Annotated in this window: 27 protein-coding genes and 1 tRNA gene; 10 read left to right on the top strand and 18 right to left on the bottom strand. The window is 55.5% G+C overall.

From position 1 onward, the window contains the following. Positions 1-37 precede the first annotated feature (37 nt). Positions 38-709, top strand: a complete 672-nt coding sequence (locus G340_RS0105865) for a Crp/Fnr family transcriptional regulator (RefSeq protein WP_020072726.1) — start codon at positions 38-40, stop codon at positions 707-709. A 101-nt stretch (positions 710-810) separates the two neighbouring features. Here the strand turns inward: G340_RS0105865 and G340_RS0105870 are convergent, their stop codons facing one another. From G340_RS0105870 to G340_RS0105935, 14 genes are all read right to left on the bottom strand, one after another. Continuing rightward, the gene (locus G340_RS0105870) at positions 811-1,209 is read right to left on the bottom strand and encodes a DUF2500 domain-containing protein (RefSeq protein WP_020072727.1); all 399 of its coding nucleotides are present in this window, start codon (positions 1,207-1,209) and stop codon (positions 811-813) included. A 27-nt stretch (positions 1,210-1,236) separates the two neighbouring features. Then, complete coding sequence (locus G340_RS0105875) at positions 1,237-1,836, bottom strand: DJ-1/PfpI family protein (protein ID WP_020072728.1); 600 nt, start codon at positions 1,834-1,836, stop codon at positions 1,237-1,239. Positions 1,837-1,886: 50 nt separating this feature from the next. Beyond that, positions 1,887-2,348, bottom strand: a complete 462-nt coding sequence (locus G340_RS0105880; RefSeq protein WP_020072729.1) for a GNAT family N-acetyltransferase — start codon at positions 2,346-2,348, stop codon at positions 1,887-1,889. Further along, positions 2,345-2,674 (bottom strand): hypothetical protein, encoded by a 330-nt coding sequence (locus G340_RS0105885; RefSeq protein ID WP_326522330.1) that lies wholly within the window; start codon positions 2,672-2,674, stop codon positions 2,345-2,347. Before G340_RS0105885 ends, G340_RS0105880 begins: the two co-directional genes overlap by 4 nt. A 293-nt stretch (positions 2,675-2,967) precedes the next feature. Then, the gene (locus G340_RS0105890; RefSeq protein WP_020072731.1) at positions 2,968-4,098 is read right to left on the bottom strand and encodes a glycerate kinase family protein; all 1,131 of its coding nucleotides are present in this window, start codon (positions 4,096-4,098) and stop codon (positions 2,968-2,970) included. Between the two features lie 18 nt (positions 4,099-4,116). Then, a complete protein-coding gene (locus G340_RS0105895; RefSeq protein ID WP_020072732.1) occupies positions 4,117-5,076 on the bottom strand; it encodes a D-2-hydroxyacid dehydrogenase in 960 nt (319 codons plus the stop codon). 134 nt (positions 5,077-5,210) lie between these two features. Continuing rightward, complete coding sequence (locus G340_RS0105900; protein WP_020072733.1) at positions 5,211-5,963, bottom strand: amidohydrolase family protein; 753 nt, start codon at positions 5,961-5,963, stop codon at positions 5,211-5,213. Continuing rightward, positions 5,960-7,003, bottom strand: a complete 1,044-nt coding sequence (locus G340_RS0105905) for an ABC transporter permease (protein ID WP_020072734.1) — start codon at positions 7,001-7,003, stop codon at positions 5,960-5,962. The genes G340_RS0105900 and G340_RS0105905 overlap by 4 nt, the downstream gene beginning before the upstream one ends. After that, complete coding sequence (locus G340_RS0105910) at positions 7,000-9,456, bottom strand: ATP-binding cassette domain-containing protein (protein ID WP_326522336.1); 2,457 nt, start codon at positions 9,454-9,456, stop codon at positions 7,000-7,002. Before G340_RS0105910 ends, G340_RS0105905 begins: the two co-directional genes overlap by 4 nt. A gap of 173 nt (positions 9,457-9,629) precedes the next feature. Continuing rightward, complete coding sequence (locus G340_RS0105915; protein WP_020072736.1) at positions 9,630-10,751, bottom strand: ABC transporter substrate-binding protein; 1,122 nt, start codon at positions 10,749-10,751, stop codon at positions 9,630-9,632. Positions 10,752-10,963: 212 nt separating this feature from the next. Then, on the bottom strand, positions 10,964-11,827 hold the full coding sequence (locus G340_RS0105920) for a phosphogluconate dehydrogenase C-terminal domain-containing protein (protein ID WP_020072737.1): 864 nt from the start codon (positions 11,825-11,827) through the stop codon (positions 10,964-10,966). A gap of 150 nt (positions 11,828-11,977) precedes the next feature. Beyond that, positions 11,978-12,916 carry a transketolase family protein gene (locus tag G340_RS0105925; RefSeq protein WP_020072738.1) on the bottom strand — a complete coding sequence of 313 codons (939 nt, stop codon included), beginning with the start codon at positions 12,914-12,916 and terminating at the stop codon, positions 11,978-11,980. Next, positions 12,903-13,736 (bottom strand): transketolase, encoded by an 834-nt coding sequence (locus tag G340_RS0105930; protein ID WP_020072739.1) that lies wholly within the window; start codon positions 13,734-13,736, stop codon positions 12,903-12,905. Before G340_RS0105930 ends, G340_RS0105925 begins: the two co-directional genes overlap by 14 nt. 298 nt (positions 13,737-14,034) lie before the next feature. Continuing rightward, positions 14,035-14,772 (bottom strand): FadR/GntR family transcriptional regulator, encoded by a 738-nt coding sequence (locus G340_RS0105935; RefSeq protein ID WP_020072740.1) that lies wholly within the window; start codon positions 14,770-14,772, stop codon positions 14,035-14,037. A gap of 376 nt (positions 14,773-15,148) precedes the next feature. On the opposite strand from G340_RS0105935, the gene adhE reads away from it, so the two are divergent. Then, positions 15,149-17,788: a bifunctional acetaldehyde-CoA/alcohol dehydrogenase gene (gene adhE / locus G340_RS0105940; protein WP_020072741.1), complete on the top strand. Its 2,640-nt coding sequence runs from the start codon at positions 15,149-15,151 to the stop codon at positions 17,786-17,788. Positions 17,789-18,035: 247 nt separating this feature from the next. Here the strand turns inward: adhE and G340_RS0105945 are convergent, their stop codons facing one another. From G340_RS0105945 to G340_RS0105960, 3 genes are all read right to left on the bottom strand, one after another. Next, positions 18,036-19,337, bottom strand: coding sequence for an NAD(P)-dependent oxidoreductase (locus tag G340_RS0105945; protein ID WP_020072742.1), 1,302 nt, complete (start codon positions 19,335-19,337; stop codon positions 18,036-18,038). A 111-nt stretch (positions 19,338-19,448) separates the two neighbouring features. Further along, positions 19,449-19,754: a ribosomal protein L7/L12 gene (locus G340_RS0105950; protein WP_020072743.1), complete on the bottom strand. Its 306-nt coding sequence runs from the start codon at positions 19,752-19,754 to the stop codon at positions 19,449-19,451. A gap of 349 nt (positions 19,755-20,103) precedes the next feature. Continuing rightward, positions 20,104-20,529, bottom strand: a complete 426-nt coding sequence (locus tag G340_RS0105960) for a VOC family protein (RefSeq protein ID WP_020072745.1) — start codon at positions 20,527-20,529, stop codon at positions 20,104-20,106. A gap of 317 nt (positions 20,530-20,846) precedes the next feature. Here G340_RS0105960 and G340_RS17440 point away from each other — a divergent pair, with 317 nt between their 5' ends. The 3 genes from G340_RS17440 (at position 20,847) to G340_RS0105970 (ending at position 21,976) form a co-directional block, all read left to right on the top strand. Then, positions 20,847-21,077 (top strand): helix-turn-helix transcriptional regulator, encoded by a 231-nt coding sequence (locus G340_RS17440; RefSeq protein ID WP_020072746.1) that lies wholly within the window; start codon positions 20,847-20,849, stop codon positions 21,075-21,077. After that, positions 21,064-21,495, top strand: coding sequence for a hypothetical protein (locus G340_RS0105965; RefSeq protein ID WP_020072747.1), 432 nt, complete (start codon positions 21,064-21,066; stop codon positions 21,493-21,495). The genes G340_RS17440 and G340_RS0105965 overlap by 14 nt, the downstream gene beginning before the upstream one ends. A gap of 148 nt (positions 21,496-21,643) precedes the next feature. Then, positions 21,644-21,976 (top strand): DUF6442 family protein, encoded by a 333-nt coding sequence (locus tag G340_RS0105970; protein ID WP_326522331.1) that lies wholly within the window; start codon positions 21,644-21,646, stop codon positions 21,974-21,976. Positions 21,977-22,137: 161 nt separating this feature from the next. Here G340_RS0105970 and G340_RS0105975 read toward each other — a convergent pair. Next, positions 22,138-22,214, bottom strand: a tRNA-Arg gene (locus G340_RS0105975). Between the two features lie 162 nt (positions 22,215-22,376). On the opposite strand from G340_RS0105975, the gene G340_RS0105980 reads away from it, so the two are divergent. The 5 genes from G340_RS0105980 (at position 22,377) to G340_RS0106000 (ending at position 26,782) form a co-directional block, all read left to right on the top strand. Further along, complete coding sequence (locus tag G340_RS0105980; RefSeq protein WP_020072749.1) at positions 22,377-23,093, top strand: HD-GYP domain-containing protein; 717 nt, start codon at positions 22,377-22,379, stop codon at positions 23,091-23,093. A 207-nt stretch (positions 23,094-23,300) separates the two neighbouring features. Then, on the top strand, positions 23,301-24,644 hold the full coding sequence (locus G340_RS0105985; RefSeq protein WP_020072750.1) for an aminotransferase class I/II-fold pyridoxal phosphate-dependent enzyme: 1,344 nt from the start codon (positions 23,301-23,303) through the stop codon (positions 24,642-24,644). 60 nt (positions 24,645-24,704) lie between these two features. Then, on the top strand, positions 24,705-25,028 hold the full coding sequence (locus G340_RS0105990; protein WP_009059687.1) for a cyclic-di-AMP receptor: 324 nt from the start codon (positions 24,705-24,707) through the stop codon (positions 25,026-25,028). Further along, a complete protein-coding gene (locus G340_RS0105995) occupies positions 25,025-25,894 on the top strand; it encodes a DNA polymerase III subunit (RefSeq protein WP_020072751.1) in 870 nt (289 codons plus the stop codon). Before G340_RS0105990 ends, G340_RS0105995 begins: the two co-directional genes overlap by 4 nt. A gap of 18 nt (positions 25,895-25,912) precedes the next feature. Further along, complete coding sequence (locus G340_RS0106000; RefSeq protein ID WP_020072752.1) at positions 25,913-26,782, top strand: PSP1 domain-containing protein; 870 nt, start codon at positions 25,913-25,915, stop codon at positions 26,780-26,782. Positions 26,783-26,808 lie beyond the last annotated feature (26 nt).

Genomic DNA, 26,808 nt, shown 5'->3' on the forward strand with positions numbered 1-26,808 from the left:
ATACAGATAAGGTCTGTTTTTGTTGGGGGGTGTTTTCATGGAACAAATTCCGATTGCGTTGGAAGAGATTTTTCCTCAGTGGGAGAAGCTGACTCCCCGGCAGCAGCAGCTGGTGCGCGCACAGACCCACTCCCGGCGCTTCGCGCGGGGCCAGATTCTGCACCAGGGGCACAACGACTGCTCGGGCCTGCTGCTGGTGCGCGACGGCCAGCTCCGCGTTTTCATTGAATCCTCCGGCGGCAAGGAGGTTACCCTGTACCGCCTGTTCTCGTGGGATATCTGCCTGTTTTCGGCATCGTGCATCATGAAAAACATCAGCTTTGAGCTGCACGTGCAGGCGGAGCGGGATTCCGACGTTTTCATCGTCCCACCGGCCCTGTACGAAAGCCTGATGAAGGAATCGCTGCCGGTTGCGGACTACACCAGCCAGCTGATGGCCTCGCGCTTTTCCGACGTGATGTGGACGATGGAGCAGATTCTGTTCACCAGCTTCGACAGCCGCCTTTCGGCCTTTTTGCTGGAGCAGAGCGAAATCGAGGGCTCCGACTCGCTTACCATGACCCATGAGGAAATCGCGCGGCACCTTGGCAGCGCCCGCGAGGTTGTCAGCCGCATGCTCAAATATTTTTCCGACGACGGTCTGGTGCAGCTTTCGCGCGGCCGGGTCACCCTGCTCGACTCCAAACGCCTGCGCGCGCTGGTTCAGTAGGCGCGCGGCGCTTTGCAGCAAATTCGCCAAACCGGATTTGCTGCCGCAGTCTCCCTTTCCGGATCAAAAACTGCCGTTCCCAATTTGGGAGCGGCAGTTTTTTATCCCACACTTCTGTCTCTTTCAAACCCCAGATACCGCGTTCCCTGAAAGGTCAGGCGGCCCCGGTCGCCCTCCGCCAGCATACCGTATTCCGTGCCCTTTACAGGGAACTCGATCCGGTCGCCGCTTTCCACCTCAAAGGTGGCGAAATAGGTAGTGGAGGTATCGTTGGTTACCGTGTCCGGCCCGGCACCGTTGGTATACTGATGCACGGCGGTGCGCTTGGTTACAATACGCGCCGGCACGGTTAAAACCGGAGACTCATTGTTTTTATGCCACTGCGAGATTCCCTTCACGGAGCGAACGAGAATCGTGCCCAACACAATCACAAATCCCACCGCAATAAAAATCGGCACGAAACGAAACATAAACTCTCCGTCTCCGTAAGCAAAGCCCATCGCTCATTCTCCTTCCATCGGCCGGCGTTATAGCTGCTGCGCGTCACAGGCAAATGGATCGTTATCGCGGTCGCGGTTCCACAGGTACTCCGCACCAAGCGCGGCTTCCTCCGCCGCCTCCCGGCCAAGCCGGTCGGCGAGAAACCCCAGCGCCATATCCATGCCCGCCGAAACGCCCGAGGACGTATAAAATTTGCCGTCGACCACCCATCTTGCACGGTGTACCCAGTTGACCGCCGGATTCACCGAAACCACCCAGTCGATCGCCCGCTTGTTCGAGGTAGCCCTGCGGCCGTCCAGCAGGCCGGTTTTCGCCAGCAGTGCCGAGCCGGTGCAAACGGTAAGGCAGTATTCCGCATTGCGCGCGGCCTCCCCCAGCCGCGCAAGAAAGTCGGAATCACAAACGAGCGGCCGGGTGCCGATTCCGCCGGGCACCAGCAGAATTCCTGTTTTGCTCACAGCTTCCAGCGCGCGGGTGGCGATTTCCGCTCCCTGCCTGCTGCGCACCATGCCGCCGTCCACCGATACATAGTTCAAAAGGTATTCGCCGCTCCGACCCAGAATTTCCACCGGACCGAACGCGTCGAGCGTTTCAAAATCCGGGAACAACAGTACATTGACTTCCATTCCGCTCCCCTTTCCGCCGGGCTTCCCCGGTCTAAGCATTTTACGCCCGGTCACTGCCTCGCGCCGGGCCATTGCATCACACATTCCATTTCGCCGGTTCCCTCATCCCGCTGCCGGCAGACTTTTGAAAAGCCCTCCCGCAGGTAAAAGGCGAGAGCGCTTTTATTTTTTTCGTAGACGCAGAGCGTCAAGCCCGGGAACCGTCGCTTCCACTCGTTCAGCAGAGCCTTCCCGATCCCGCGCGAACGCATCGGCGCGTCGACAAAAATCCCCTCGATATGCCTGTCGTTGATTCCGGAAAAGCCAACGATCTTCCCTTGCGCCTCACAGACCAGCACCTGAGCCCGCGGCAGCATCCGCCGCACCAACGGCAGATTTCCCCTCCAGTATTTCTCCGGAATAAACCCGTGCACCTGCAAATTGGCGGAAAGCCAAATTTCCAGCACCGCGGGCAAATCCTGCTCGCGCAGAGCGCGGATTACGAAAGGCCCCTGCTCGGTTTGCGCACTCATTGCGGTTTTTTCCTCAGCTTGACAATCTGCGTGCCGAACACGCCGCCAATCAAAGCGGCCAGCGCATAAATGATCGCGTAAACCCACGCCCCGGCATAAAAGATAAACGCGGACGGCAGAAAAATCAGCCCGGCCAGCAGCGCAAACACAAAGCTGCCAAAAGGGCGCAGGATTCCGTAAATCAGCGCGCAGAAAAAGCACACCGCCAGCAGAATCCCCAAAAACGGCAGCAGGACGATGCCCATGCTGACCATAACCAGAGGCGGCAGATAAAACAGTACCGCCAGCACCAATAAAAACGGAAGCATTCCCGTAAATCGTTTCATATTTGTCACCCGCACCATTCTCAAATATCATATTCATAAGCAGCTTTTCGCTGTTTGATTACAGAATACCATAAAAATGGCAGAAAGGCAAAATCCAATGTATCGTGATATCATTCAAAACACTTGGGTTTCTTTCCCGCTTACATAACGGGGAAAGGAATCTTAATGTTGGGCATAAAGCCATTTTATTTAAAGTGCATCGACTTACAAAACTTTAAATTCAGCAGACAAAATAAAGGTGGCGGCAGAATTACAGTGCAATTCTGCTGCCACCCCAGTCTTACCGATTTCCTTTACGAAAACTGGCTCAGAAAACGCATGAGATTCTCCATGGTAAGAGCCATGTCCTGGCGGCTGCGCAGCTGTGCCTGCGAAAAATCCACAGCCACACGGTTGATGCTGAACACCGCGCAGACGCCCTCCTCGTACACGGCGTCGATGCCGTCGCCGATATCACCCACCACGGCGATCACCGGTACGCCGATTGCCTTGGCGCGGCGGGCCACCCCCACCACAACCTTGCCGCGCAGGCTCTGCGTATCGAGCTTGCCCTCGCCTGTAAAGACAACATCCGCATCTCTGGCCTTCCGCTCAAACGAAAGCGCGTCCAGAACCGTTGTGATTCCCATTTGCAGGCGCGCTCCAAAAAACGCCAGCATGCCGCCGCCCATACCGCCCGCGGCCCCCGCGCCGGGAACCCCGTCCAGCGAAACGGAAAGCTGTTCCTTTACCGCCTGCGCCGCACGGCGCAGATTTTGATCCAGCATCCGCACCATTTCGGCATCCGCTCCCTTCTGGGGCGCAAAAACGCACGCGGCGCCGGATTCACCGTACAGCGGGTTATCAATGTCGCACATCGCGATGATTTCGCACCCCCGCAGCAGCGGGTGGAGCCCCTCCCGGCTGATCGAGCCGATTTGCCCCAGCGTCGCGCCTGTGGGAACAAATTCTTCCCCCTCCCGATTGCGGAACACGACCCCGGCCGCAGCCGCCGCGCCCGCGCCCATATCATTGGTGCAGCTGCCTCCAAGGCAAATGATCAGCTTTTTGCAGCCCTGCTCCGCCGCGTGAACCATCAGCTGGCCCACGCCGTAAGTAGAGGCCAGGTCGGGCCGCATGACTCCCTCCGAAAGTGGCAGACCCGCGCAGGCCGCCATTTCAATCACCGCCGTGTGGTCGGGGGTGATCCCGTAAAAAGAATCGATTTCTTCCCCGTACGGGCCCTTTACGCGCAGCGGTACCTTTTTGCCGCCCGCAGCCGTTAAAAAGGCGTCCACACTGCCCTCGCCGCCGTCGGCCACCGGGAGAGAGAGCACCTCTGCCTGCGGGAAATGCCGCCGGATGCTCTCCTCCATGATACGGCACACCTCAAGACTGCTCATGGTGCCCTTAAAGGAATCCGGAATCAGAACAAATTTCTTCACACCTGTTTCACTCCTTATTCAGGGATTCACCACATTGACCGGGCTTCCGCTTAAAAACGCCCGCAGGTTTTCCACCGCAATATCCATCAAGCGCTGGCGGCTCTCTTTCGGCGCCCATGCGATATGCGGGGTCAGAATCACGTTCTTCGCCGTCAGCAGGGGGTTATCCGCCTGAATCGGCTCGGTGGAAACCACGTCGCACGCGGCGCCCGCCACCCTGCCGGAATTCAGCGCGTCCGCCAAATCCTGCTCCACAATCAGCGGGCCGCGGGAATTGTTGATGATTAGAACGCCCAGCTTCATCTTCGCGATTGTATTCTTATTGATGATCCCCTGTGTGGACGGGAACAGGGGGCAGTGCAGCACCACCACATCCGATTCCGCCAGCAGCTCGTCCAGCTCCGCGTACCGCAGGGTATCGCTTTCCAGCTCCGGGATGCGATACGTGTCGTTTGCCAGCACCTTCATGCCGAGGGCCTGGGCGATCTGCGCCGTGCTCTGCCCGATTTTGCCGAAGCCGATGATCCCCATGGTTTTGCCGTCCAGCTCGATCAGCGGGTGATTCCAGAAGCACCAGTCGATGCTGTTCGTCCAGTCCCCGCGCTTGACCGCGTCGGAATGCTCCCCAATGTGGTGGCACAGCTCCAGCAGCAGCGCAATGGCAAACTGCGCAACCGCCTTTGTGCCGTACGTGGGAATATTCGTCACTGGAATGCCGCGCTTCCGGGCCGCCTGTACATCCACCACATTATAGCCTGTAGCCAGCACTCCAATATAGCGGATGCTCTCGCATTTCCGCAGGGTATCCGCCGTCAGGGGCGTTTTGTTTGTGATGACAATCTCCGCGTCGCCGATCCGCTCGATGATCTGATCCTCCGGGGTGCGGTCGTAAACCGTCAGCTCGCCGAGGGCCTGAAAGCCGCTCCAGCTCAAATCACCGGGGTTTTCCGTGTAGCCGTCTAAAATTACGATTTTCATATCATGCGATCCTCCTGTTTTCACTCGTTTTTCCATGTGCCGTTCTTTCATTTCTTTGCCGCTCCCGAAAACAAAGCGCCGGGTATGCAAAGCACAAAGCCGCACGGCCCGCGCTTCCCGAATGGAAGGATGTATCAAAGGCCGAGCCGAAAAATCCGGTTCGCGTTTCTCCACATTACATTTTCCAGATCGTCTTCATTTCGGATGATCTGCCGGTATTTGGCCAGCTCCACCGGAATCTGATCCAGATTATCGGAGGAAAACAGGATCTTGCCGCAGCCAACCTCTCGAATCATATGCTTTACGGCGTTGGTGCCGCACCAGCTCGGCTCCAAAAACACGTTCTCCAGCTTCTTTGCCAGCAGGCGCGCCTGCTGATGGAAGGATTCGGAGCCCGCGTGCGCCAGAATCACCGTCACGTCCGGGTGGTCCTTCGCGCCCTGGTACACGCTCGTGGGGTCGGCAAACGGAATCCCGTTGCCGGTGTGGATCATCAGCGGCACCTTCAGCTCATGGCACACCTCGTACACATGGTACGCATCCTGGGAGGAGGGGTGGCACGCGTGCGCGATCGGCGTGATCTTGATTGCGACAAACCCCAGCTCCTTCACGCAGCGGAACGCCTCTTTGTCGTAATCCTGCGGGAAAAAGTGGGGGTTGATGGAGGCCATGCCGAAAAAGTGCTTGCGGGGCGCCATGCTTTTGCAGAACGCCGCAATTCTGTCGTGAATTTTAACATGCTCCAAAAGGTAGGGTCTGGGGATAAACGGCTGGATGATCCCGCCGTCAATCTGAAATTCATTGTAGTATCGAACCAGCTCCTCCTCGCGGTTTTCTTCGTCAAATACGACGTCTTCCCCTAAATGAACATGCGCATCTATAATCATAACCGCTCTGGCTCCTTTCTTTCAAGAGGCGTTGCCCTCGCAAGCCGTGCTTTTTCACACTTTTTGCCCGGATTTTTTCCGGTGCTTTCCGCCGCGCCGATCAGCAGAACCGCAATAATCAGCGCGCCCTTCACCATGCTCTGCATACCGGCGTTCGCGCCCATCAGCTGCATGCACGAAATAATCAGATACAAAAACAGCGAGCCCACCAGAGTGCCGGCCGCGTTGGCGCGCCCGCCGGACATCAGCGTGCCGCCCACCACAATGCAGGCGATGCTGTCCATCTGGTAGCTGTTGCCCATGCCGAGGTAAGCGCCAGTCACGCGGGCTGAAATCAAAGCGCCGCACAGCCCGGCCAGAACCGCCGCGAACACATAGGTGAGCATCTGGGTCTTTGCCACATCCACCCCCGCAAGACGGGCCGCTTCGAGGTTCTGCCCCGTAGCCAGCAGGCCCTTGCCGTAGGCGGTGGCAGTCAGCAGAAAATGAATCGCCAGCGCAAGCAGCACCACCAGCAGAATCATCACCGGCACCCCCGCCAAGCGGAAGGTTGCGATGTTTTTCAGGATGGAGGGCACTGTGAACACATTGAAATTGTGACCAATCAGCATTGTTACCGTCACAATCAGGTAATTCATGGCCATTGTGGCGATAATGGCGGGAATCTTCAGGTGAATGACCATCATGCTGTTCAGAAAGCCCACCAGCGCGCCGCACGCGATTACGGCGAGCAGCGCCGGGAGGATCATGCTGTTCCGGCCGTTGCACAGCCCCATGCTCACATAGGCGCCCAGCGTGATCATGCCGGGAATGGAAAGGTCGATCGCGCCGCGCCCGGTGGTAACCACCAGCATTTGAGCCAGACCGGCAATCGCCAAAAAGGAGGCGGTGTAAGCATTGTCGATCAGCGACTTCAGGCTCAGGCCGTTGCCGCCGCACGTGCCCATCAAAACCCAGAGCACGACGCAGCCCGCCGCCGCAAACAGCCAGCTGCCGTTGCGCCGTGTGAACTCTTCCAAACGCGCGTTTTTCTGTTTCATGCCTTTTTCCCCCTTCCCTTCAGCAGACGCAGAGACAGAATCAAAATCAGCACCAGGCCCTGAATCAGTGCGGTGTAATCGGTGCTGACGCTCCAAAGGCCGAGCAGAACGCTGATCATCGTTAGAATCACCGCGCCGCATACCGCGCCAAAGTGAGTGACCACACCGCCGGAGAAATACCCGCCGCCAATGATCACGGAGGCCACCGCGAGCATGGTGTAGGTGCCGGAGGCAGAGGAATCGGACGCGTTGTTGATGGCGGAGGTGATCACGCCCGCCATCAAGGCGAGAACGCCCGCCAGCGCATACACCGCCATAAACGCCTTTGCCTTGCTCCAACCGGAGTTGATCATGGCATGCTCGTTGTTGCCGAAACCCCGCAGCACGGTGCCGTAGCGTGAGCGGTAGAACAGAATCGCGGCGGCCATGAGCCCAGCCAGCCAATAGCACAGGGTGTTGACCAGCGGCGTTTCGGAATAAAACACGGCGCGAATCCATTCGGGGCAGGTGCCGCCCGGCATCGCCTGCAGCGAGAGCGCCGCTCCCGTCCACAGGAAGGACATGCCCAGCGTTACGATAATCGCCGGAACCTTCCGCTTGTAGACCACATAACCCATCAGCGGGTACAGCGCCAGCGTGACCAGCAGGGCCAAAGCGCCCAGGGCCGGGCTGCTGAACAGCAGCGTACAGCACAGAACATTGATCAGGCCGCAGTAATTGCCGATGCCCAGGTCGATATGCCCCAGCCCGATGATGAAGGTCTGTCCCAGCGCGCACAGCATCAAAGCCGCAAAGCCCACCACCATCAGCTGCAGACCGTACCCGCTCAGCAGCATTGGCGACTGAAAAGCGCAAACCGCGTAAATCGCAGCCATAGCGATCAGCGCAAACGTATACAGCGGCGCGGTGCGGCGCTTTTTTTCTTCCGCCGGGCCGCGCGCTTCCACTTCGTTCTGAAAGGAAAGCCCCATGATCGTTTCGTGGTCGACACCCGCGCCCTCAAACGACCCCACAATATGCCCGCCGCTCAGTACCAGCAGACGCGTGCAGAACTCCAGCTCCGCGTCGTCGGAGGTTCGCCAGATCACCAGCTTGCCGTCGGCGGCAGCCTCCCGGAACACCTCGTACAAGGCGTTTTTCGTCGGCTGATCTACCCCCCGGGTGGGGTCGTCGAGCAGGATGATGTCGGCGTCCGCCGCGAGGGCGCGGGCAATCAGAACCTTCTGCTGATTCCCGCCGGAGAGACAGGTGATCAGTTCCTGTGTCCCGTCGCTTTTGATATGTAGCTTCTCATACCAGTAGCGGACAGATTCCTCCAGCCATTCCCGGCTCAGGTGCCGAAACATCCCGCTGCCCGCCGCTTTGGTGATCACCTGATTGTCGGCTATGGACCAGAGCGGAAAAATTCCCTCTTTTTTTCTGTCGCCGGCCACAAACGCAACCTTTCCCGTCACCTTGAGCCCGTTTCGTTTCGATTGTGCCTTTAAAAAGATATCTCGCAGCAGATCGAGCTGGCCGTTCCCCTCCAGCCCGGTCAGGCCCAGAATCTGGACGCCGAAGCTCTCAAAGCTGAGGTCTTTGAGTTTTTTGCTGGTGTAATGGTCGCACACCACGCTGATGCTTCGATTGACCTCGGGAGCCTCAAAGGCAGAAAGCTCTGCCGAACAGCCGCCGCTGCCAATGCCCTCCCCCATCAGCTTTACCATGTGCTCCTCGCTGGTTTCGTGAATGGCGCCCTTCCATTTTTCATTGCCGTTCTGCATGATATACACGCAGTTGGCGATCGTCATAATCTCTTTCAGGCGATGAGAAATATAAATATATGTCATGCCTTCCCCGGCTGTTTTACACAAATAGTCCTGAAGCTGCTCCGTCCGCTCCATAGGCAGGGACGAGGTTGGCTCGTCCAGAATCATCAGCTTCATTTTTTTGTCGCTCGTGGCCCGCGCAATCTCCACCATCTGCTGCTGGGCAATGCTGAGCGAATCCAGCCCCGCCGCAACGTCGATTCCATGGCCCGGAAAAACGCGGTCCAATGCAGCCTGCGCCAGCTCCTGCGCCAGCTTTCGCCAGCCGAATGCGTTTTTGATGCTCTGAGACTGCTCCACATAAAAGTTTTCGTATACCGTCAGGTTCTTGCACAGGGAAAGCTCCTGATGTACGACCCGGATTCCCAGATTTCTGGCTGCCGCCGGGTGGTACTCCCTCAAATTCACCGGGCTGCCGTCAAAAATCAGCTCCCCAGTGTCGCACCCGACCACACCCGAAAGCGTTTTGATCAACGTGCTTTTCCCGGCGCCGTTCGCGCCAACCAGAGCCAGAATATCCCCCCTGTGCAGGGAAAGCGTAATGTCGTTCACCGCGACGGTGGGATAATAAACCTTCCGAAAATGTCTTGCCTCCAAAAGAAGCGACGTCTCCTGCCGCCGGGCAGGCTCCGCCGTTTTTGTCATTGCGTCCAAATGCGTTCACCTCAATTCGCAGTTCTGTTGCCGTTTGCCGCTGAAAGCCCGTAATCCTCCCCCTGTGCGAAAGCCTGTCCATTCACCGGCTTTTGAGATCGGGCGGACCGTCCGAAACATTTTTCCGGATGGTCCGCCTCTTTTCATATACTCAGGGGAGAAACTTATTTTTTCAGAATGTTTTCCACGACATAATCGTAAGACATATAGGGGCTTGCGATGGTACCGGCCTGCAGATCGGCATACTGCCCGATTTTATCCTGATTGATGTAGATGAAGGGCAGGTACATTTTCTGCGGCACCTTCCCGCCGTTAAGCGCGGCGACGGCCGTCCACAGCGCACCGGCGCCGCAGGAGGGCGTGGAGTTGACGGACATGGTCTCATAGCCCTTCTGCGCCTGCTGGTTCCACCAGGTCATAAATTCGGCGGTGTTGTCGCCGATCGTCAGCGGAACCTCCTGCCCCATGGACTGGAACGCATTGACCACGCCCATGGAGTCTGCGCCGCAGTGGGTGATCACCGCGTCGATTTTCGGCAAAGACGAGAGCACATTCAGAATTCCCTGCTGGGTAACGGTGGCGTCGGCCTGCCCCTGAATCTCCGTCGCAATCTTCACGTCGGGGTATTTCTTCAGAACGTTGGTAATGCCCTCATAAATTCCCACGTCGGGCGCCGCGCCGGAGGGGCCGCGCACAACAATCACGTTGCCCTTGCCGCCGATTTTGTCCATCACATACTGTGTTTTCTTTTCGCCCATACTCACCCAGTCATAGTCCATGGTGTAGGCGCCGTCCAGATCGATGATGGAATCGAACGCAATGATTTTGATGCCCTGATCCATTGCTTTCTTCAAAACGTCGTTCAGCGCGGTGGAGGAGGCGGCGTTGATGCAGATCGCGTCCACCTTTTTCAGAATAAAGGAGTTGATCTGCGCAATCTGAGTGTTGACGGTGTTGTCTCCGTTCTGAATCTCATAGCCGGAGATATAGCCTTTCTTTTTGGCTTCCTCGGCCGCCTGGGTAAACGAGCTTACCATCTGCTTGCGCCAGGTGTTGCCGTAGAACGAGTTGGAAAGGCCGATCACATACTTGCCGGATTTCAGCGCATAGTCGCCGGAGGCCGCGAGGGTGTCTTCCGCAGTGCTGCTTTCCGGGCTTTGAGCAGACTGCTCAGAAGGGGTGGCGGAGGGTGCGTTGTTGCCGGATTGGCTCGGGCCGCAGGCAGTCAGACTGAGGCCCATGGCAGCCGCCAGCAGCAGTGCCGTGAAACGGTGTGTCAATTTCATGTTGTTTCTCCTTTTTCAATACAATATTGTCAGGCGATAAATGTGTTACCTGTTAACACAAAGAACATGAATGAAACGCCACGGAACCAATTGCATAAGAACAGAATGATTTCATTTGAAAACCGGCTGTTGATTTCTTCCCTCACTTTTCACGGCGGAAGAAACCGCCGGTTTTCTGTAAGTAAACTGGATGGGAATGGACTGCGGTCCGTTTAAATTTGGGGATTTTCGGGATGAAGCATGGTGGCAATTACCCGATCGAGCACCTCGTCATCCCAGATTTTTTTCCAATCGTCGCGCAGAACAAGGCGGTTGCCAAGGCCGATGGCCACCTTGCATGCGTCCGACACGGGCGGCCTGCCGGGCAGCAGACCCAGAAAGTTCGCCGTCAGGTTATAGATGTGGCCCGTCAGAAAAGAGATCGCCGCGTCGCGCCCAATTCCCTTTTCCTCGGCCTTATCCACAGTTTCCGCCATGGCATACAGGCAGGTTGCGCCGAGCAGCTCCACCAAAGTCGGCTCCAAAAAGGCAATCTGCTCCGAGGTCATCACGTAAGCGTGCAGAACGGGAGCATACATATTTTTTGCCACCTCTACCAGCTGGGCAAAGCGGGCGTCATCTCCCTGAATCTTGCTCATCACGATATCCTGCTTGCCGCCGCAGCCGCCAAAGCGGTCCTGGCGCGCCTCGTAGGTGTCCTGATCCAGAAAATACGAGGGGTGGCAGGGGTGGGCCACGCCGAAGGTGCAGTCGTCCCGCAGACTCAGCTTCCGCGCCACCGCGGCGGCAGGGTCCAAAATCAGCAGGCCCGCTCCCGGCCGCATCATCGGGACATAAATTTCCGATAGCTTTTGGATCAGCGTATCCGGCACGGCAAACACGATCACCTCCGCCTCGGCAAAGGCTTCCTCCACCGGGGTCACGTCCAGGCCGCGGGCACGGATGCTCTCTACCCCGGCCGGGGAATTCTCTACCAGCTTCAGGTCAAACAGCTCCGGTCTTTTGGCCAGATTATTGCTTGTGCGCGTTCCCATTTTTCCGCCTGCGCCAATGACTGCCACTTTTATTCTTTCCATTTGAATTCGCTCTCCTTTTTCCAATGTAGATTGGTTGTTTCATCCGAACCCGGTTTTCCCCCGCCCACGGCAAAAAAACAGAAGCTTTTGCAGACAGATGGTTCAGAGTGAATGAGTTTATCCTGTCCTCCGATTCCGAACCGAAAAACATTACCGGTTCAGCGTGGAGCGAACGGTCTGTGCAATGGCCTGCGGGGAAAATCCGTAAGCATCCGCCAGGGGCTCCGCAGGCCCGGATTCCCCATAGCCGGTGAGCGCGATCCGGTGAACCCTCGCCGGCTTGTTTTCGCACACCAAACGGCTGATGTAGGAACCCAGCCCGCCATTGATGTTGTGATCCTCCACAGTAAACAGCTGATCACTTTTGGAAATCACCTCTAAAATCCGATTCTGCCGCTTGCCGTACAGAATGTTGACGTCCGCCACCGTAACCGGAATTCCCGCCTCTTTCAACAGCTCGGCCGCAGCGAGCACGCGGTCGAGCACAAAGCCGTTTGACAGCAAAACCGCGTCGGTTCCGTATTCCTTCCACACCGTAATCCCGTCGGTGGAAAATGGCGCGTCTTTGCTGTATACATTTTTTTCACGGCCGCTCCCGGCCCGCACATAAACCGGCCCGTCAATTTCCGCTGCCAGCCGAACCGCATGGTAGCACTGAGCCGGATCCGCAGGCGTTAAAATCGTAAAATTCGGGATGCTCGCCAGTATGCCGATATCCTCGTAGAACTGATGCGTCACACCCTCCCGCTCGCCGCCGAGCAGTCCGGCATTCACCCCGACGAACTTTGCGTTCAGCTCGGTGTAGCCCACAAAGGTGCGCATCTGCTCACAGGCGCGCATGGTAAGAAACCCGCAGTAGGTTCCCACGAAGGGGATCAGCCCGCAGCTGGCCAAACCGGCCGCCACATCCACGGCGCACTGCTCCGCGATTCCGCATTCCACATAGCGGTCGGGGTATTTTTCGCCGAACGGCACGGCCCGCATCGCCTTCAACGAATCCGGAGAGACCACCACAATTCTTTCCTCCGTTTCGGCCATATCCATCACGGCGGCGGCAAAGGCCTCCCGCGTTCCCTTAAATTCCGTCATTCGTCGGCACCCCCAGTTCTTTTACGGCAAGCTCGTATTCCTCATCCGTCGGCACACCCTTGTGCCACGCGTTGTTGTTTTCCATGTAGCTGACACCCTCGCCCTTCACGCAGTCGCAAACAATACAGCTCGGGCGCCCTTTTGTGCTTTTGGCTACGGCGATCGCCGCCTGAATGGCCCCTATGTCGTGCCCGCAGATTTCCTGCACATGCCACCCGAACGCGCGAAAGCGGTCTGCCGGGTTGTTGAGTCCAACGGTCTGCTCTATCTTGCGGAAGCTCTGCCAGCCGTTTCTGTCCACAAACACAATCAGGTTATCAAGGCCCCGGCCGGTGGCGACATTGGCCCCCTCCCAGCAAACGCCCTCCTGCAGCTCGCCGTCACCGCAGATCACATAGGTGTAATAGGGTCTGTTCGCAATCTTTGCCGCAAGCGCCATTCCCGCGCCGATGGCGATCCCGTTGCCCAAGGAGCCGGAGGTCATGTCGATGCCGGGCGTATTCTTCATCGAGGGGTGCCCCTGAAACATGCTGTGCAGCTCGCGCAGATGGAAATGCTCCACCTTTGGCTGAAAGTAGCCGCGCTCATTGAGGGCGGCATACCAGATGGGGCAGGCATGCCCCTTAGATAAAATAAAGCGGTCTCTGTCCGGCCAATGGGGATCGCCCGGGTCTACCCGCATGGCGTCGAAGTATAGGGTGGTAACAATATCCGCCACAGACAGCGCCGGCCCCGGGTGGCCGTCCTTTCCCTCGTAAACCATTCGCACTGCTTCCAGCCGCAGTTTGCTGGCAATCTTCCGCAGTTCCTTTGTTTCCAATTTCTTTTCCTCCTATTCACAGGTATTGTATCGTTGATTCGCTCGCCGGGAATATACCCGGCCAGCCGCGTGCGCTTTTTCGGCCGCCCGGCCATTCGCCCTTTTTCGAGCTTTTTCCCAAGTGTTTCCACAATCTTAATAGTTAATTTCTAAACAAACATTTTATAATGTTAAAAACAACAACCAACGTCGGATGTTTTATGTAATTCAATATAACATTGTTCAAAAGTTTTTCTTTCAAAATATGTGCCGCCGCTGCTTTGTAAGCAACCGGCTAAGCTGTCGGCTGGTTGTTTCTCTATTTTTGATTTTGCAGCGCAATCCCCCAGTACTTGTAGCAATAGCTGAGTACTTCATTCAAATCGGCGGTGCGCCGCTGTACAATAATTTCGGTCAGCTTGCGGTGAGAATCCACCATGTGAAATCGATCATTGCAGGCGATGGCCTCTTCAATGGATTTTTCGCGGGAATGGAGGCTGGCGAAAGCGATCATATCGTTCAGGCGCGCCGTCAGGTGATTATGCGACGCTTCGCAGATTCTTTCGCGATAGCGGATATCCGCGTCCAGAATCTCGGAAGAGGTGGCCTGCACATCCTGCGCCAAAACGATAAAACGCTCCGAGGCGTCATAAATGGCGCGCATGTCCTCCTCCGTGCCCTTTTGAATGGCAAGGGAAAAAATTCCCCGTTCAATCACCATGCGCAGCTCCAGCAGAGCAAGAGAATCATCGTCCTCCAGCAGCAGGCTGCAGGCCCACGGGGTCATCATTTTTTCTGAAAAACGATTCACCACATAGGTGCCGTCCGCACGGCGAATTTCCAGCAAACCCAAAGCCACCAGCACCTTAATGGCCTCCCGCACGGAATTGCGGCTTACCTTCAGCGTTTCTACCAGCTCAAATTCTGTGGGGATCTTAGTGCCCGGCTTCCATTCCTTTCTGCTGATTTTGCCCATCACGTATTCTACTGTAATATCGACCACAGACTTTTTGTCCTCTGCTGTCAACTCGATATCTGGGGAACCCATATATACCATAATTTAAACATCCTACATTTATTTGATGCGCTTATTATAGTCGATAAAATTGGTAAAGTCAACATTTTTATTTTAAAATACTATTGTTTTTTATTTTGAATGCTGACTTATTTTATCAAAGGGAACCGCCTGTATCCCATCTCCCGGGGATTCTCGTCTTTGCCGGTCTTTTACACGAAAATGCGCAGTCTGCTTTTGGTAAAAAACTTACAGAATCCTTCGATCAAAATTTTTTAAATTTCATCTGAAAAAGATTGACAAACAATTAACAATTCGGATATAATAGAGGTAAGCGATACGTTAAAAAAATAACAATCTCATTGACATCGTCTATCCACCCACACATTCACTTACATTTTGAATCGGAGGAATTAAAATGGCTACCAAAAAAGCTCCCGAGATCGGCGTACAGGAACCTGTCGTAGTCGTGTATGAGAGCGCGGCGGAGACGCTTGCTCCTAAAATGGCGGCGCTGCGCAAGGCCCAGAAGCTTTTTTCCACCTATTCGCAGGAACAGGTGGATCGGATTTTCCTGGCCGTAGCCATGGCTGCAAACCACCAGCGGATTCCCCTGGCAAAGCTGGCAGTTGCAGAAACCGGCATGGGGGTCGTGGAAGACAAGGTCATTAAGAACCACTATGCTTCCGAATATATTTACAATGCGTATAAAAACACCAAAACCTGCGGCGTGCTGGAGCAGGATTCCTCGTTCGGCGTTCAAACCATCGCGGAGCCGGTCGGCGTGATCGCCGCCGTGATTCCCACAACCAACCCGACCTCTACCGCCATTTTCAAAACGCTTCTCTGCCTGAAAACCCGGAACGCCATTCTCATCTGCCCGCACCCCCGCGCAAAAGAGAGCACGATTGCCGCGGCGCGGGTCGTTCTGAACGCGGCCGTGGCCGCGGGCGCGCCCAAGGACATCATCGGCTGGATCGACGCCCCCTCCGTGGAGCTGACGAATCAGGCCATGAAAGAAGCGAATCTGATTCTCGCCACCGGCGGCCCCGGCATGGTGCAGGCCGCTTACTCCTCCGGCAAGCCGGCCATCGGCGTGGGCGCCGGCAACACCCCCGCCATCATCGACGATTCCGCAGACCTGATTCTGGCCGTCAACTCGATCATCCACTCCAAAACCTTCGACAACGGCATGATCTGTGCTTCGGAGCAGTCCGTGATCGTGCTGGACGGCGTCTACGAGCGGGTCAAAGCAGAGTTTGCGGCGCGCGGCTGCCACCTGCTCAGCCCGGAGGAAACGGAGAAGGTTCGCCGCACGATTCTGATCAACGGCGCGCTCAACTCCAAAATCGTCGGCCAGTCGGCCCACACCATCGCAAAGCTCTCGGGCTTTGACGTTCCGGAGAACGCCAAGATCCTGATCGGAGAGGTGGAAAGCGTGGAGCCGCAGGAAGCCTTTGCCCACGAGAAGCTCAGCCCCGTTCTGGCCATGTACCGCGCCAAGGACTTTGCCGACGCGATTCGGAAGGCGGAGCGTCTGGTAGTGGACGGAGGGTACGGCCACACCTCCTCCCTGTATATCAACACCGTAACCGAACCGGAGCGCCTGCGGCAGTTCACCGGCGCGATGAAAACCTGCCGCGTGCTCGTCAATACGCCCGCCGCGCAGGGCGGCATCGGCGACCTGTACAACTTTAAGCTCGCCCCCTCGCTCACGCTCGGCTGCGGCTCCTGGGGCGGAAACTCCGTATCGGAAAACGTGGGCGTCAAGCACCTGCTGAACCTCAAAACCGTTGCGGAGAGGAGAGAAAACATGCTTTGGTTCCGCGCCCCGGAAAAGGTTTATTTTAAACGCGGCTGCCTGCCGGTGGCTCTGGGCGAGCTGAAAGACGCGCTCAACAAAAAGAGAGTGTTCCTCGTCACCGACGAGTTCCTGTTCCGCAACGGATATACAAAGAGTATTACCGACCGCCTCGACGAGCTGGGAATTGTGCACACAACCTTTTTCGATGTTCAGCCCGACCCCACCCTGCACTGCGCCAAGGAAGGCGCCGCGGCCATGAAAGCCTTCGCGCCGGACTGCATCATCGCGCTCGGCGGAGGCTCCGCAATGGACGCCGCCAAGATCATGTGGACGATGTATGAGCATCCCGAGGTGGATTTTATGGATCTCGCCATGCGCTTTATGGATATCCGCAAGCGGGTGTACACGTTCCCAAAAATGGGCGAAAAGGCCCATTTCATCGCCATCCCCACCTCTGCCGGCACCGGCTCGGAGGTGACGCCGTTCGCCGTGATCACCGACGAAGCCACCGGCATCAAATACCCGCTGGCCGATTACGAGCTGATGCCGAAAATGGCGATTGTGGACGCGGATTTGATGATGCACATGCCCAAGGGGCTGACCGCCGCTTCCGGTATCGATGCCATGACCCACGCGCTGGAGGCCTACGCCGCCATGCTCGCGACGGATTACACCGACGGCCTTGCGCTGAAAGCTCTGAAAAACATCTTTACCTATCTGCCCCGGGCATACGAGCACGGCGCAGCCGACCCCATCGCGCGCGAAAAAATGGCGGATGCCTCCACCATGGCGGGCATGGCATTTGCCAACGCGTTCCTCGGCGTATGCCATTCCATGGCGCATAAGCTGGGGGCCTTTCACCACCTGCCGCACGGCGTGGCCAACGCGCTGCTGATCACCTATGTCGTGCGCTATAACGCCGATCCCCGCCCGGCCAAAATGGGTACCTTCCCGCAGTACCAGTACCCGCACACGCTGGAGCGCTACTGCGAATGTGCCGATTTTCTCGGCATTCCCGGCAAGGATGAGGAAGAAAAATTCAACGGCCTGCTCGCCGCGATCGAAGAGCTCAAAGCAAAAATCGGCATTCCAAAGTCGATTCAGGCCTGGGGCGTCGACGAAGCCGCGTTTCTGGCTACGCTGGATGAAATGACCGAGCACGCCTTCGACGACCAGTGCACCGGCGCGAATCCCCGGTACCCGCTGATGAGTGAAATCCGGCAGATGTACCTCGACGCCTACTACGGGAGATAAATGCAACAGGAGTATCCTGAACCGTAAATTCCGCAAACCAATATCAAAAATAAGAACAGGGCGAAAATCCCTGTTCTTATTTTTTTTAAGGAAAATCAGGCGGCGGATACCGCAGTTTGCGGCACAGCCGTTTCAAGCAAAAAATGCAGCGCAGCCGCAGGGGCTGAACTGCATTTTGATGTTTCATAGAATCAAAATTCATACGGAAGAACGCACATGCGGCCTTTTATTCCGCCGCGCCGCGCGATTACAGCTCCAGAAGCTTGATGGCGTCCACATACGAGGCGATTCCCTCGGCCACCTTTTTTGCCTCCTTCATTGCAAGAACTACGGTTGCAGGCTGGTGAACGACATCTCCCCCCGCAAAAACACCCTTTCTCATGGTCATCCCATAGGGCTTCTCTTTGGTGACCACATAGCCGTTTTCATTTACCTCGATGCCTGTGGTCGTGGAAACGATCCGGCTGGCGGGCTTTGAGCCGATTGCAAGCATGATGACATCCGCATCCACATCGACGGATTGATCGCCCTGCTTTAAGGTGATGCCGCTCACTCTTTCGCCGCCGTTAAACCGGGTGGGCTCGGCATGCCAAATGAATTGCACCCCTTCTTCCACAGCGCTGTTATACTCCGCTTTCAGGGCCGGCATGTCCTCTTCTCCCTTGCGGTATACAATCGCGACCGACCCCGCTCCGGCTCTTAAAGCGGTGCGGGCGGCGTCCATCGCAACATTGCCCGCGCCGATGATGACCACTTTGTCCCCCTGCCTGACCGGTATTTCATCCCTGCCCACATCTCCGCTGTTGTACAGGGCAACCATTCGGAGAAAATAAATGGCCTGAAGGATGCCGATTTTATCTCTGCCGGGCAGATCAATATTTCTTGCCAAAGCGGTGCCTGTGCCGATAAAGATCGCATCGTAATTCCGTGCAAACATGTCGTCTACAGTGAGGTCGGGGCCTATCATAACATTCGTTAAAAAGGTTACTCCCAGGGCCTCTATTTTCTTTATTTCTTTTCTCACAACCTCTTTCGGGAGTCGGAATTCGGGGATTCCGTACACGAGCACGCCGCCGGGCTCGTTTTCTTTTTCATAAATCACAACGTTAAAGCCCTGCCTGGCAAGGTCGCCCGCTACGGTGAGTCCGGCCGGGCCGGAACCGATCACAGCGATTTTTCCCCTTGTTTTATGAACCAGATTTTCTTTGATCAGCCCCATTTCGGCATCAAAATCGGCGATAAATTCCTCCAGCTTCCCCACCTGTATCGGTGTGCCCTTCGCATTGAGCACACAGTGGCCCACACACTGCTTTTCATGCGGGCAAATGCGGCCGCATACGGCGGGCAAATTCGTTTTTCTCGCAAGGATTTCTCTCGCTTCCCCCAAATTGCCCTTTGATAACTGATAGATGAAATCGGGGATATCGTTACTGATTGGGCACCCCTTCTGACACGAGGGAACTTTGCACCTCAAACAGCGTTTTGCCTCATCTATCGCTTCACGCATCGTGTAGCTTTCATAATCCACAGACTTGTCCAAGAATGACATAGAAACCTCCAGACGAAAAGTGATAAATTCATCTTATCATAAAACTTCTCAAATAGAAGCATCATTATTTTTTTAACGAAATAAATGCACTGAAAACACACCACATGCTCATCATCGGCCGCTGCTAACAACTTCATCCAAGTTGTCTACATATTGTTTTGCTTCAACCAATTCCATTTGAGTTTGTTCTCGAACCTTTTTAATGGCTTCTACCCTTTTACCGTCTTGTTTCAACTGAATTACCTGCTCTTTCAATTCATCAGAAACCCAGTAGGAAGACAAATTTTCATGACCCGTCAGCTTTGCCAATTGATTGATTCGCTTTTCCTGATTTTGAATCACTTTCTTTAAAGCTGAAATTTCGTTATATACCAGCAGCCCCACAACACACACCAATGCGATGGCCGAATACTCCATTTCTCATTCTCCTTTAAAATAAAATTTAAAATTAAACCATATCTCGATCTCGCGTTCAACAGATTCAGTATAACATAAAATCAAGCTGAGCAGACACAATTTCGTATCTCCTTCAGCCTGACCATTTCCTGTTGTGAATGCACGCGATGAAAGCTTTCATCGCGTGCGCAAACCCATTCGATTCTTTTCTGGGATACGCGGTTTTAACATCGCTGGCCCCACTCAGATAATCCATACTGACATCGTAATATTTCGCAAGCACCAACATGCTGTCGAAGGGAATCCTTGTTTTCCCATTAAAGCCCCGGCAGATTCACGCCCTGCTCATACCATTCCGCTTCGCAGCTCTTTACAACAGCGCAAAATGGGGGCTCTCAAAAACATGCTTCATCCGGCATAGGCAAAAAGGGTGCCCGGCGGGGTCAAACAGAACGGTCCAACTGTCAGAAAATTGCTGCCGTGCGACTGTCGCCCCGCATTGGGTCGCATATTCAACCGCTTTTTCCAAATCGTTCACCGCAAAATCGATATGCGCCATTTGCTGCTGAGCTTCCGGCTCCTCCGGCCACACGGGCGGCTGATACTCCGGGTTGCGCTGAAACGTTATACCGGGGTATGCTCCCTGCTTCGTCCCCGGAGCACCCACAACTGCGTATTGTTCATCATAAAACGGTATCTCCCATTTGAGCAGCACCGCATAAAATTCCGCCAATTCATGCGGGTCTTTGCAGTCCAGCGTAAATGCGCTCATTTTGATTTCCAGCTTATCCTCCATAACGTTACCCCTTCTGTTTTGACAAATAGTGCAAATCTTATTGATCATTTTACCCTATAAAATGAAAGAAGTCTATTTTTTTCAGATTCGACTCCTTTTTAGCCCGCCCAAAGGGATCTCTTGCTCTTTATGCCTGATAGCCCGCAGAACAAACGCACCCATGGCGGCAACCGCAACGATCCTGCCGCATCAGTGGCATATGCTCTTTTTCTGAAAAAATCCTGCTATTTCCACTTGAAAGTTCTTTGCTGTTGTAGTAATATGAAGCTAGCTTCCTGTGAAGCAAGCTTCATATTTGAGGAGGTAAGAGGTAAGTTGTGAAAACAAGAGTAAAAGAATTTAGGAATCAGGCTAATTTGACACAACAACAGTTAGCTGATTTAGTTTACGTTTCTTCTCGGACAATTATTTCTATTGAAAAAGAACAGTACAGCCCTTCCCTTATGCTGGCATATCGAATGGCCGAGGTGTTTGGAACAACAGTTGAAGATTTATGCTGTCTGAAAGAAAACAGAGAATTGGAGGATCAACAACGTGAAGATTTATAATAAAAAGGGACTGATCCTTGGAATTATATTGGCAGCTCTTGGGGTCTTTATTTTAATCTCCAAGATTGTTTTACCGGAAAAGTTTTTACCGGAACAAATCAAAGAGATTGCCATTGCTGTTTTGGCTATTCTGATGGGGATTAGCGGTTTTATTCGCGCGTTTTCAAAACAGTTGACAAAAGAAGATCAGATTGAGGATAGCGATGAGCGAAACAGACTTTTAACCCTTAAAACCAAGTCGTTGACACTCAAAATTCTTTATGGCTGTCTTGCAGTATCCGCAATAGGAAGCGGGGCAGCATACAAACTGACTGCCAACACCACATGGATTCCTGTTCTTACAGTGTCTGCAATTTTGATCGGTTTTTTATTGCTGGTTGAATTGTTTGTAAGTATTTATTATGAGAGACGGACGTGAGAAAAGGGCAAAGCAATGATGTCCCTTTCATTTTTGTTCCAGAATATGGGATTTCATGTGCATGACTGCTATATAACTGATGTGACATGAAGTAAGCACTCTTTCACTTTTGAGCTGAAGCATAGCATGCATATTTTCTTTAGCGCATTTGATATTTTATGAGGAAGAAGGGTTACCGAAGATGAATAAGAACAACTCAATAAAACGTCCGCTCAAAGACGAACGTGACGAACAAATAGACACACGCTCCAAAAGCCATGCACTGGAATTTATGATAGCCGCAACACAGGTATTGACCGCAATGTGCTTGATAAAAGGCAACCCCGCATGGAAAGGCAGCTTGGCGCTATTGTTTCTTGGCGGTGCGGCAGACTTATTCTACAAATATGACCAATACAGCGAAAAGCCGTATATTCAGATTGGTATTGTCATTGGGTTAATCGGAATTGCCCTGCTTGTATGGTTTGGTTTTAGTGGATAACCGTTTATCCGCGGACGTATCAAGTTCAATCGTTTTATAGAGATCGTGCGGCTCTTGCGTTTGTGTGATTCGGTCAAAATTGATGCGCCCTCTGGCGCGGGCATAAAACAAAACACACCCCACAACGTGAGGTGCGCGATTTGCTTGCAGGCTCAGCCTGCTGGCCCGCCCGGAGGGATTCGAACCCCCGGCCTTCAGAATCGGAATCTGCTGCGATATCCAGCTTCGCCACGGGCGGAAATATTACCATAGTAGTATAGCACAACCGTTCCAGTTATGCAATCCTTGTCCTTCGATTTTTTTCATAACGAAAATTCCTTTCCGACGCACACGCACAGCCGGGCAAACCTTGGCATTGCGGCGCATACAATGAAACAAGCTATGGAAAGGAGAAGCCGCTATGCAATTTCCAAAATCCCCCTATTTTGCCCGGCGCGGAGGCACCCTGTATCAGGTGATCACTGGCCCTCCCGAAGAAAACGGGCCCCTGTGCCGTCATCGGGAGCTGCGCGAAAAAGCCGGCCTGTTGGAGCAGGCGATGGACGACACCCTTTTGGTGATGGCCCGCATGGTGGAGCAAAAGGACCCTTACACCGCGGGGCACCAGCTTCGGGTAAGCTGCCTTGCCACCGACATCGCGCTGGAAATGGGCTGGCCGCCCGAGCGGTGCGATCTGCTGCGCCGCGCCGCGCTGATTCACGATATCGGCAAAATCGGCATCCCCGGCGATCTGCTCACAAAGCCCACCGTCCTCACCTCGCTGGAAATGGCGCTGATCCGCACCCACGCGGAAACCGGCTACCAAATGGTGAAGGACATTTCTTTTTTTACACCGCTGGCAGAGATCATCCGGCAGCACCACGAGCGCATGGATGGCTCTGGCTATCCGCATGGGCTGGCGGGGGACGAGATTCTGCCGGAGGCCCGTGTTCTGGCGGTGGCAGATGTGTTTGAGGCGATGACCTCGCACCGGCCTTACCGGCCCGCTCCGGGCGTAGAGGCGGCTCTGGCAGAGCTATCCCGCCGATCCATCTACGATGCCGCACCGGCAGATGCCTTGGCGATCCTGATCTGGGAAAAGGATTACCGGATTCCCACAGGGCGCATGGGCGGCTGAACTGCCCAATATGGCGCAATATCACAGCGAAAACCGGCTTCTCCGCGCCTGAGAAGCCATCGACGGTTGATGGATTCCAGAAATGGATCAATTTCTCATCATCCTTCCGGATGATTTATGATATAATTGGAGCGGGAGCAACGTCATTTCCCGCTGCTTATAGAATACACCATAGAATAGAAAACTGTTTTTCCGAAAGGATTTCCTATGACAGACACGCCGCTCTATACCGCGCTTTTGGAGCACCGGCAGAAAAACCGGGCCTCCTTTCATACGCCGGGGCATAAAAATGCGCCGGACGCTATACCGCCGGACCTTCTTTCGCTCGATTTCACCGAGCTGCCGGATACCGACAGCCTCTTTGAGGCCGAGGGGGCCATCCTTGCGGCGGAACAGCAGGCGGCACGGCTGTTTGGGGCGAAGCGCACGCTGTTTTCCGCGGGCGGCTGCACGCTTTGCCTGCAGGCGATGCTGTATCTGGCCGCGCCGCGCGGCGGCACGATTCTCTTTGACCGCGTGTTGCACCGCAGTGTGGTTCATACCATGGCCCTGCTCGACATCACGCCGGTCTGGATTCTTCCCCGGCCAACCGCCGGGCGCGGCCTGCCCGGCCGGGTAGAAAGCCGCGACGTCCTCTCCGCTTTGCGGGAGCACCCCGACGCGAAGGCCGTGTTTCTCACCAGTCCCGACTATTACGGCGTTCTGGCGGACATCCCCGCCATTTCCGCCGTTTGCCGGGAAGCGGAAGTTCCCCTTTTGGTGGACAACGCCCACGGCACCCATCTGGCATTTTTAAAGAAGAATCTTCATCCGCTCTTTCTGGGCGCCTCCGCCACGGCCTGCTCCGCGCACAAAACGCTGCCGGTGCTGACCGGTGGGGCGTGGCTCCATCTTGCGGAGCCGTCCTTTGTGCCGGACGCCAAAAGAGCCATGGCGCTGTTTGGCTCCACAAGCCCGTCGTACCCCGTGATGGCGTCGCTCGATCTGGCGCGCGCCTGGCTCGAAGAAAGCGGCCGCGCCGCGTTCGCCGCTCTGGAAGATCGGGCCTCGGCGGTACGGGAGCTGGCCGCCCGGCAGGGCATTCCCTCGCCAGAGGGCGGCTGCGACCCGGTTCGGCTCACGCTGCGTACCGCCGAGGCGGGAATTCCTGGCAAAGACGCTGCCGGGCTTTTGCGCAAACATGGCGTGGAGCCCGAATACGCTGACGTGGCTCAGGTGGTATTGATCGCCACACCGTTCAACAGCGAAAGCGATTTTCAGCGCCTCGAAACGGCGATCCGCGCCCTGCGGCCCGGCAAAGCAATTGCAGAAGCCGCACCCGCGCTGCCCGCGCTGCCCGCGCTGCCGCCCATGCTGCTCACCCCCCGGCAGGCGCTGCTTTCCCCGGCGGAAGAGCTCCCTCTCACGGCCGCCGCCGGCAGAATCGCGGCGGAAACCGCCTGCCCGTGCCCGCCCGGTGTGCCGGTGGTGATGCCCGGTGAAAAAATTACGGACGAAATTGCCGACTTTTTACATGGGTATGGCATTTTTTCATTGAAAGTGGTAAAATAAATCAAATACCCTATCTTCGCTTTTTAAAACGTTCCGCAACCTGTATAGGAGGGATATATTATGAAACTGATCCTTGCCATTGTCAGCAGTGACGACAGTGCCACGGTACAGGCCGCATTGACGAAAAAGCACTTCCCCATCACGAAGCTGGCGACGACCGGCGGTTTTTTAAAAGCCGGCAACACTACATTCATCGTCGGTGTAGAGGACGATAAAGTGGAAGAGGTCATTTCCGAGATTGCCGCTCACAGCAGCCGCCGAACCCAGATCGTGCCAAGCGCTTCCGCCATGGATATGGGGCTTTACGCCTCCTTCCCCGTGGAGGTCACGGTCGGTGGATCGACGATTTTTGTGATGAATGTTGAGCGGTATGAAAAAGTATGATCTTTGAAGGATTTTTCGGTAACGATTCCCTGCGTCAGCAGCTTTCGCTTGCTCTGCAACAGGATCGCCTGCCCCACGCGGTGATTCTGGAGGGGCCGCCCGGCAGCGGCAAGCGCACTCTGGCGCAGATTTTGGCCAGAGCCTGCGTCTGCACCGCCCAGGGTGAGCGCCCCTGCGGAGTGTGCCCGGCCTGCGTCAAGGCCAAAGCGGGGTCGCACCCCGACATTATTGTGGAAAGCGGCGGCACCGCCGCGCGTTCGTTCCATGTGGACGCCGTGCGCCGCGTTCGTTCCGATGCGTATATCAAGCCGAACGAGGCCGCCCGAAAAGTATACTGCCTGTTTGAGGCCCAAACCATGTCCGAACAGGCGCAGAACGCCCTTCTGAAAATTCTGGAAGAGCCCCCCGAGGGGATCCTGTTTATTCTCACGTGCCCGTCTGCCTCCGCGCTGCTGCCCACCATCCGCTCCCGTTCGCTGATTTTAACGCTCGAGCCCCGGGAGCAGTCCGGAGATCACCCCGAGGCCCAGGCGCTGGCCGCGCAGATTCTGCGCGAGCTCCCTCTGCCGGACGAATCCGCGGTGCTGAAAACCTGCGCGCCGCTGATCCAGAACCGCGAGCTGCTGCGTCAGGTGCTCGACCGCCTGACCATGCTGTTCCGCGACGCCGCCGTGCTGCGCGCCGGCGGAACCTCGCTCACCCGCGATCCCTCTGCGCAGGAGCTGGCCCGCCAGTTGACCCGCGACCGCCTTTTGGCGCTGACGGAACTCAGCATCCAAACTCGGCGCCGCATGGATCAAAACGCGAACAACACCCTCCTGGTCACGGTTTTTTGCGCGCAGCTGCGCGCTGTGGCAGGATATTAAACAATAAAGGAGAGAGCTATGGCCGAAGTAATTGGCGTACGATTTAAAAACGTGGGCAAAGTATATTACTTTGACCCCGATGGGAATCATTTAAAAAAAGGCGATATGGTCATCGTTGAAACCTCCCGCGGAATAGAATGCGGAGAGGTCGCCATGGAAAACCGCCAGGTAAACGATGAAAGCATTGTGCAGCCGCTCAAAAAGCTGATCCGCATCGCGAATCGGGAGGATCTCAAGAAGCTGGCGGAAAATCAGATCCGCGAAAAGAGCGCCTTCGAGATCTGCAACAAAAAAATTGCCGTCCACAAGCTTGAAATGAAGCTGGTGGACGTGGAATATACCTTCGACAACAGTAAGATCCTGTTCTACTTTACCGCCGACGGCCGTGTGGACTTCCGCGAGCTGGTCAAGGACTTGGCCTCCGTGTTCCGCACACGCATCGAGCTGCGCCAGATCGGCGTACGCGACGAGGCAAAAATGCTCGGCGGCCTCGGCATTTGCGGGCGGCCGTTCTGCTGCTCCACCTTTTTGGGCAGCTTTCAGCCGGTCTCCATCAAAATGGCCAAGGAGCAGAACCTTTCCCTCAACCCGGTGAAAATTTCCGGCACGTGCGGCCGTCTGATGTGCTGCCTGAAATACGAGCAGGAGGCTTACCTCGATTTGCTGCGCACAACCCCGAAGCTGAACGCGATCGTGATGACTCCCGAGGGGCGCGGCACCGTGGTGGATCAGAATCTTTTGACCGGCGTGCTGCAGATTCGGCTCGACAAAGCGCCGGACGCCGCGCCCTCCACCTACAAGGCGAAGGACGTAAAGCTCATCAAAGACGCGCAGCTCCGCGTCAACAAAGCGGAGCTCGATCAGCTGAAGGAGCTGGAAAAGGATTGAGATTTCATTCTCAAATTCGGAAAAAC

The organism is Faecalispora sporosphaeroides DSM 1294 (genome assembly GCA_000383295.1).
Lineage (GTDB): Bacteria > Bacillota > Clostridia > Oscillospirales > Acutalibacteraceae > Faecalispora > Faecalispora sporosphaeroides.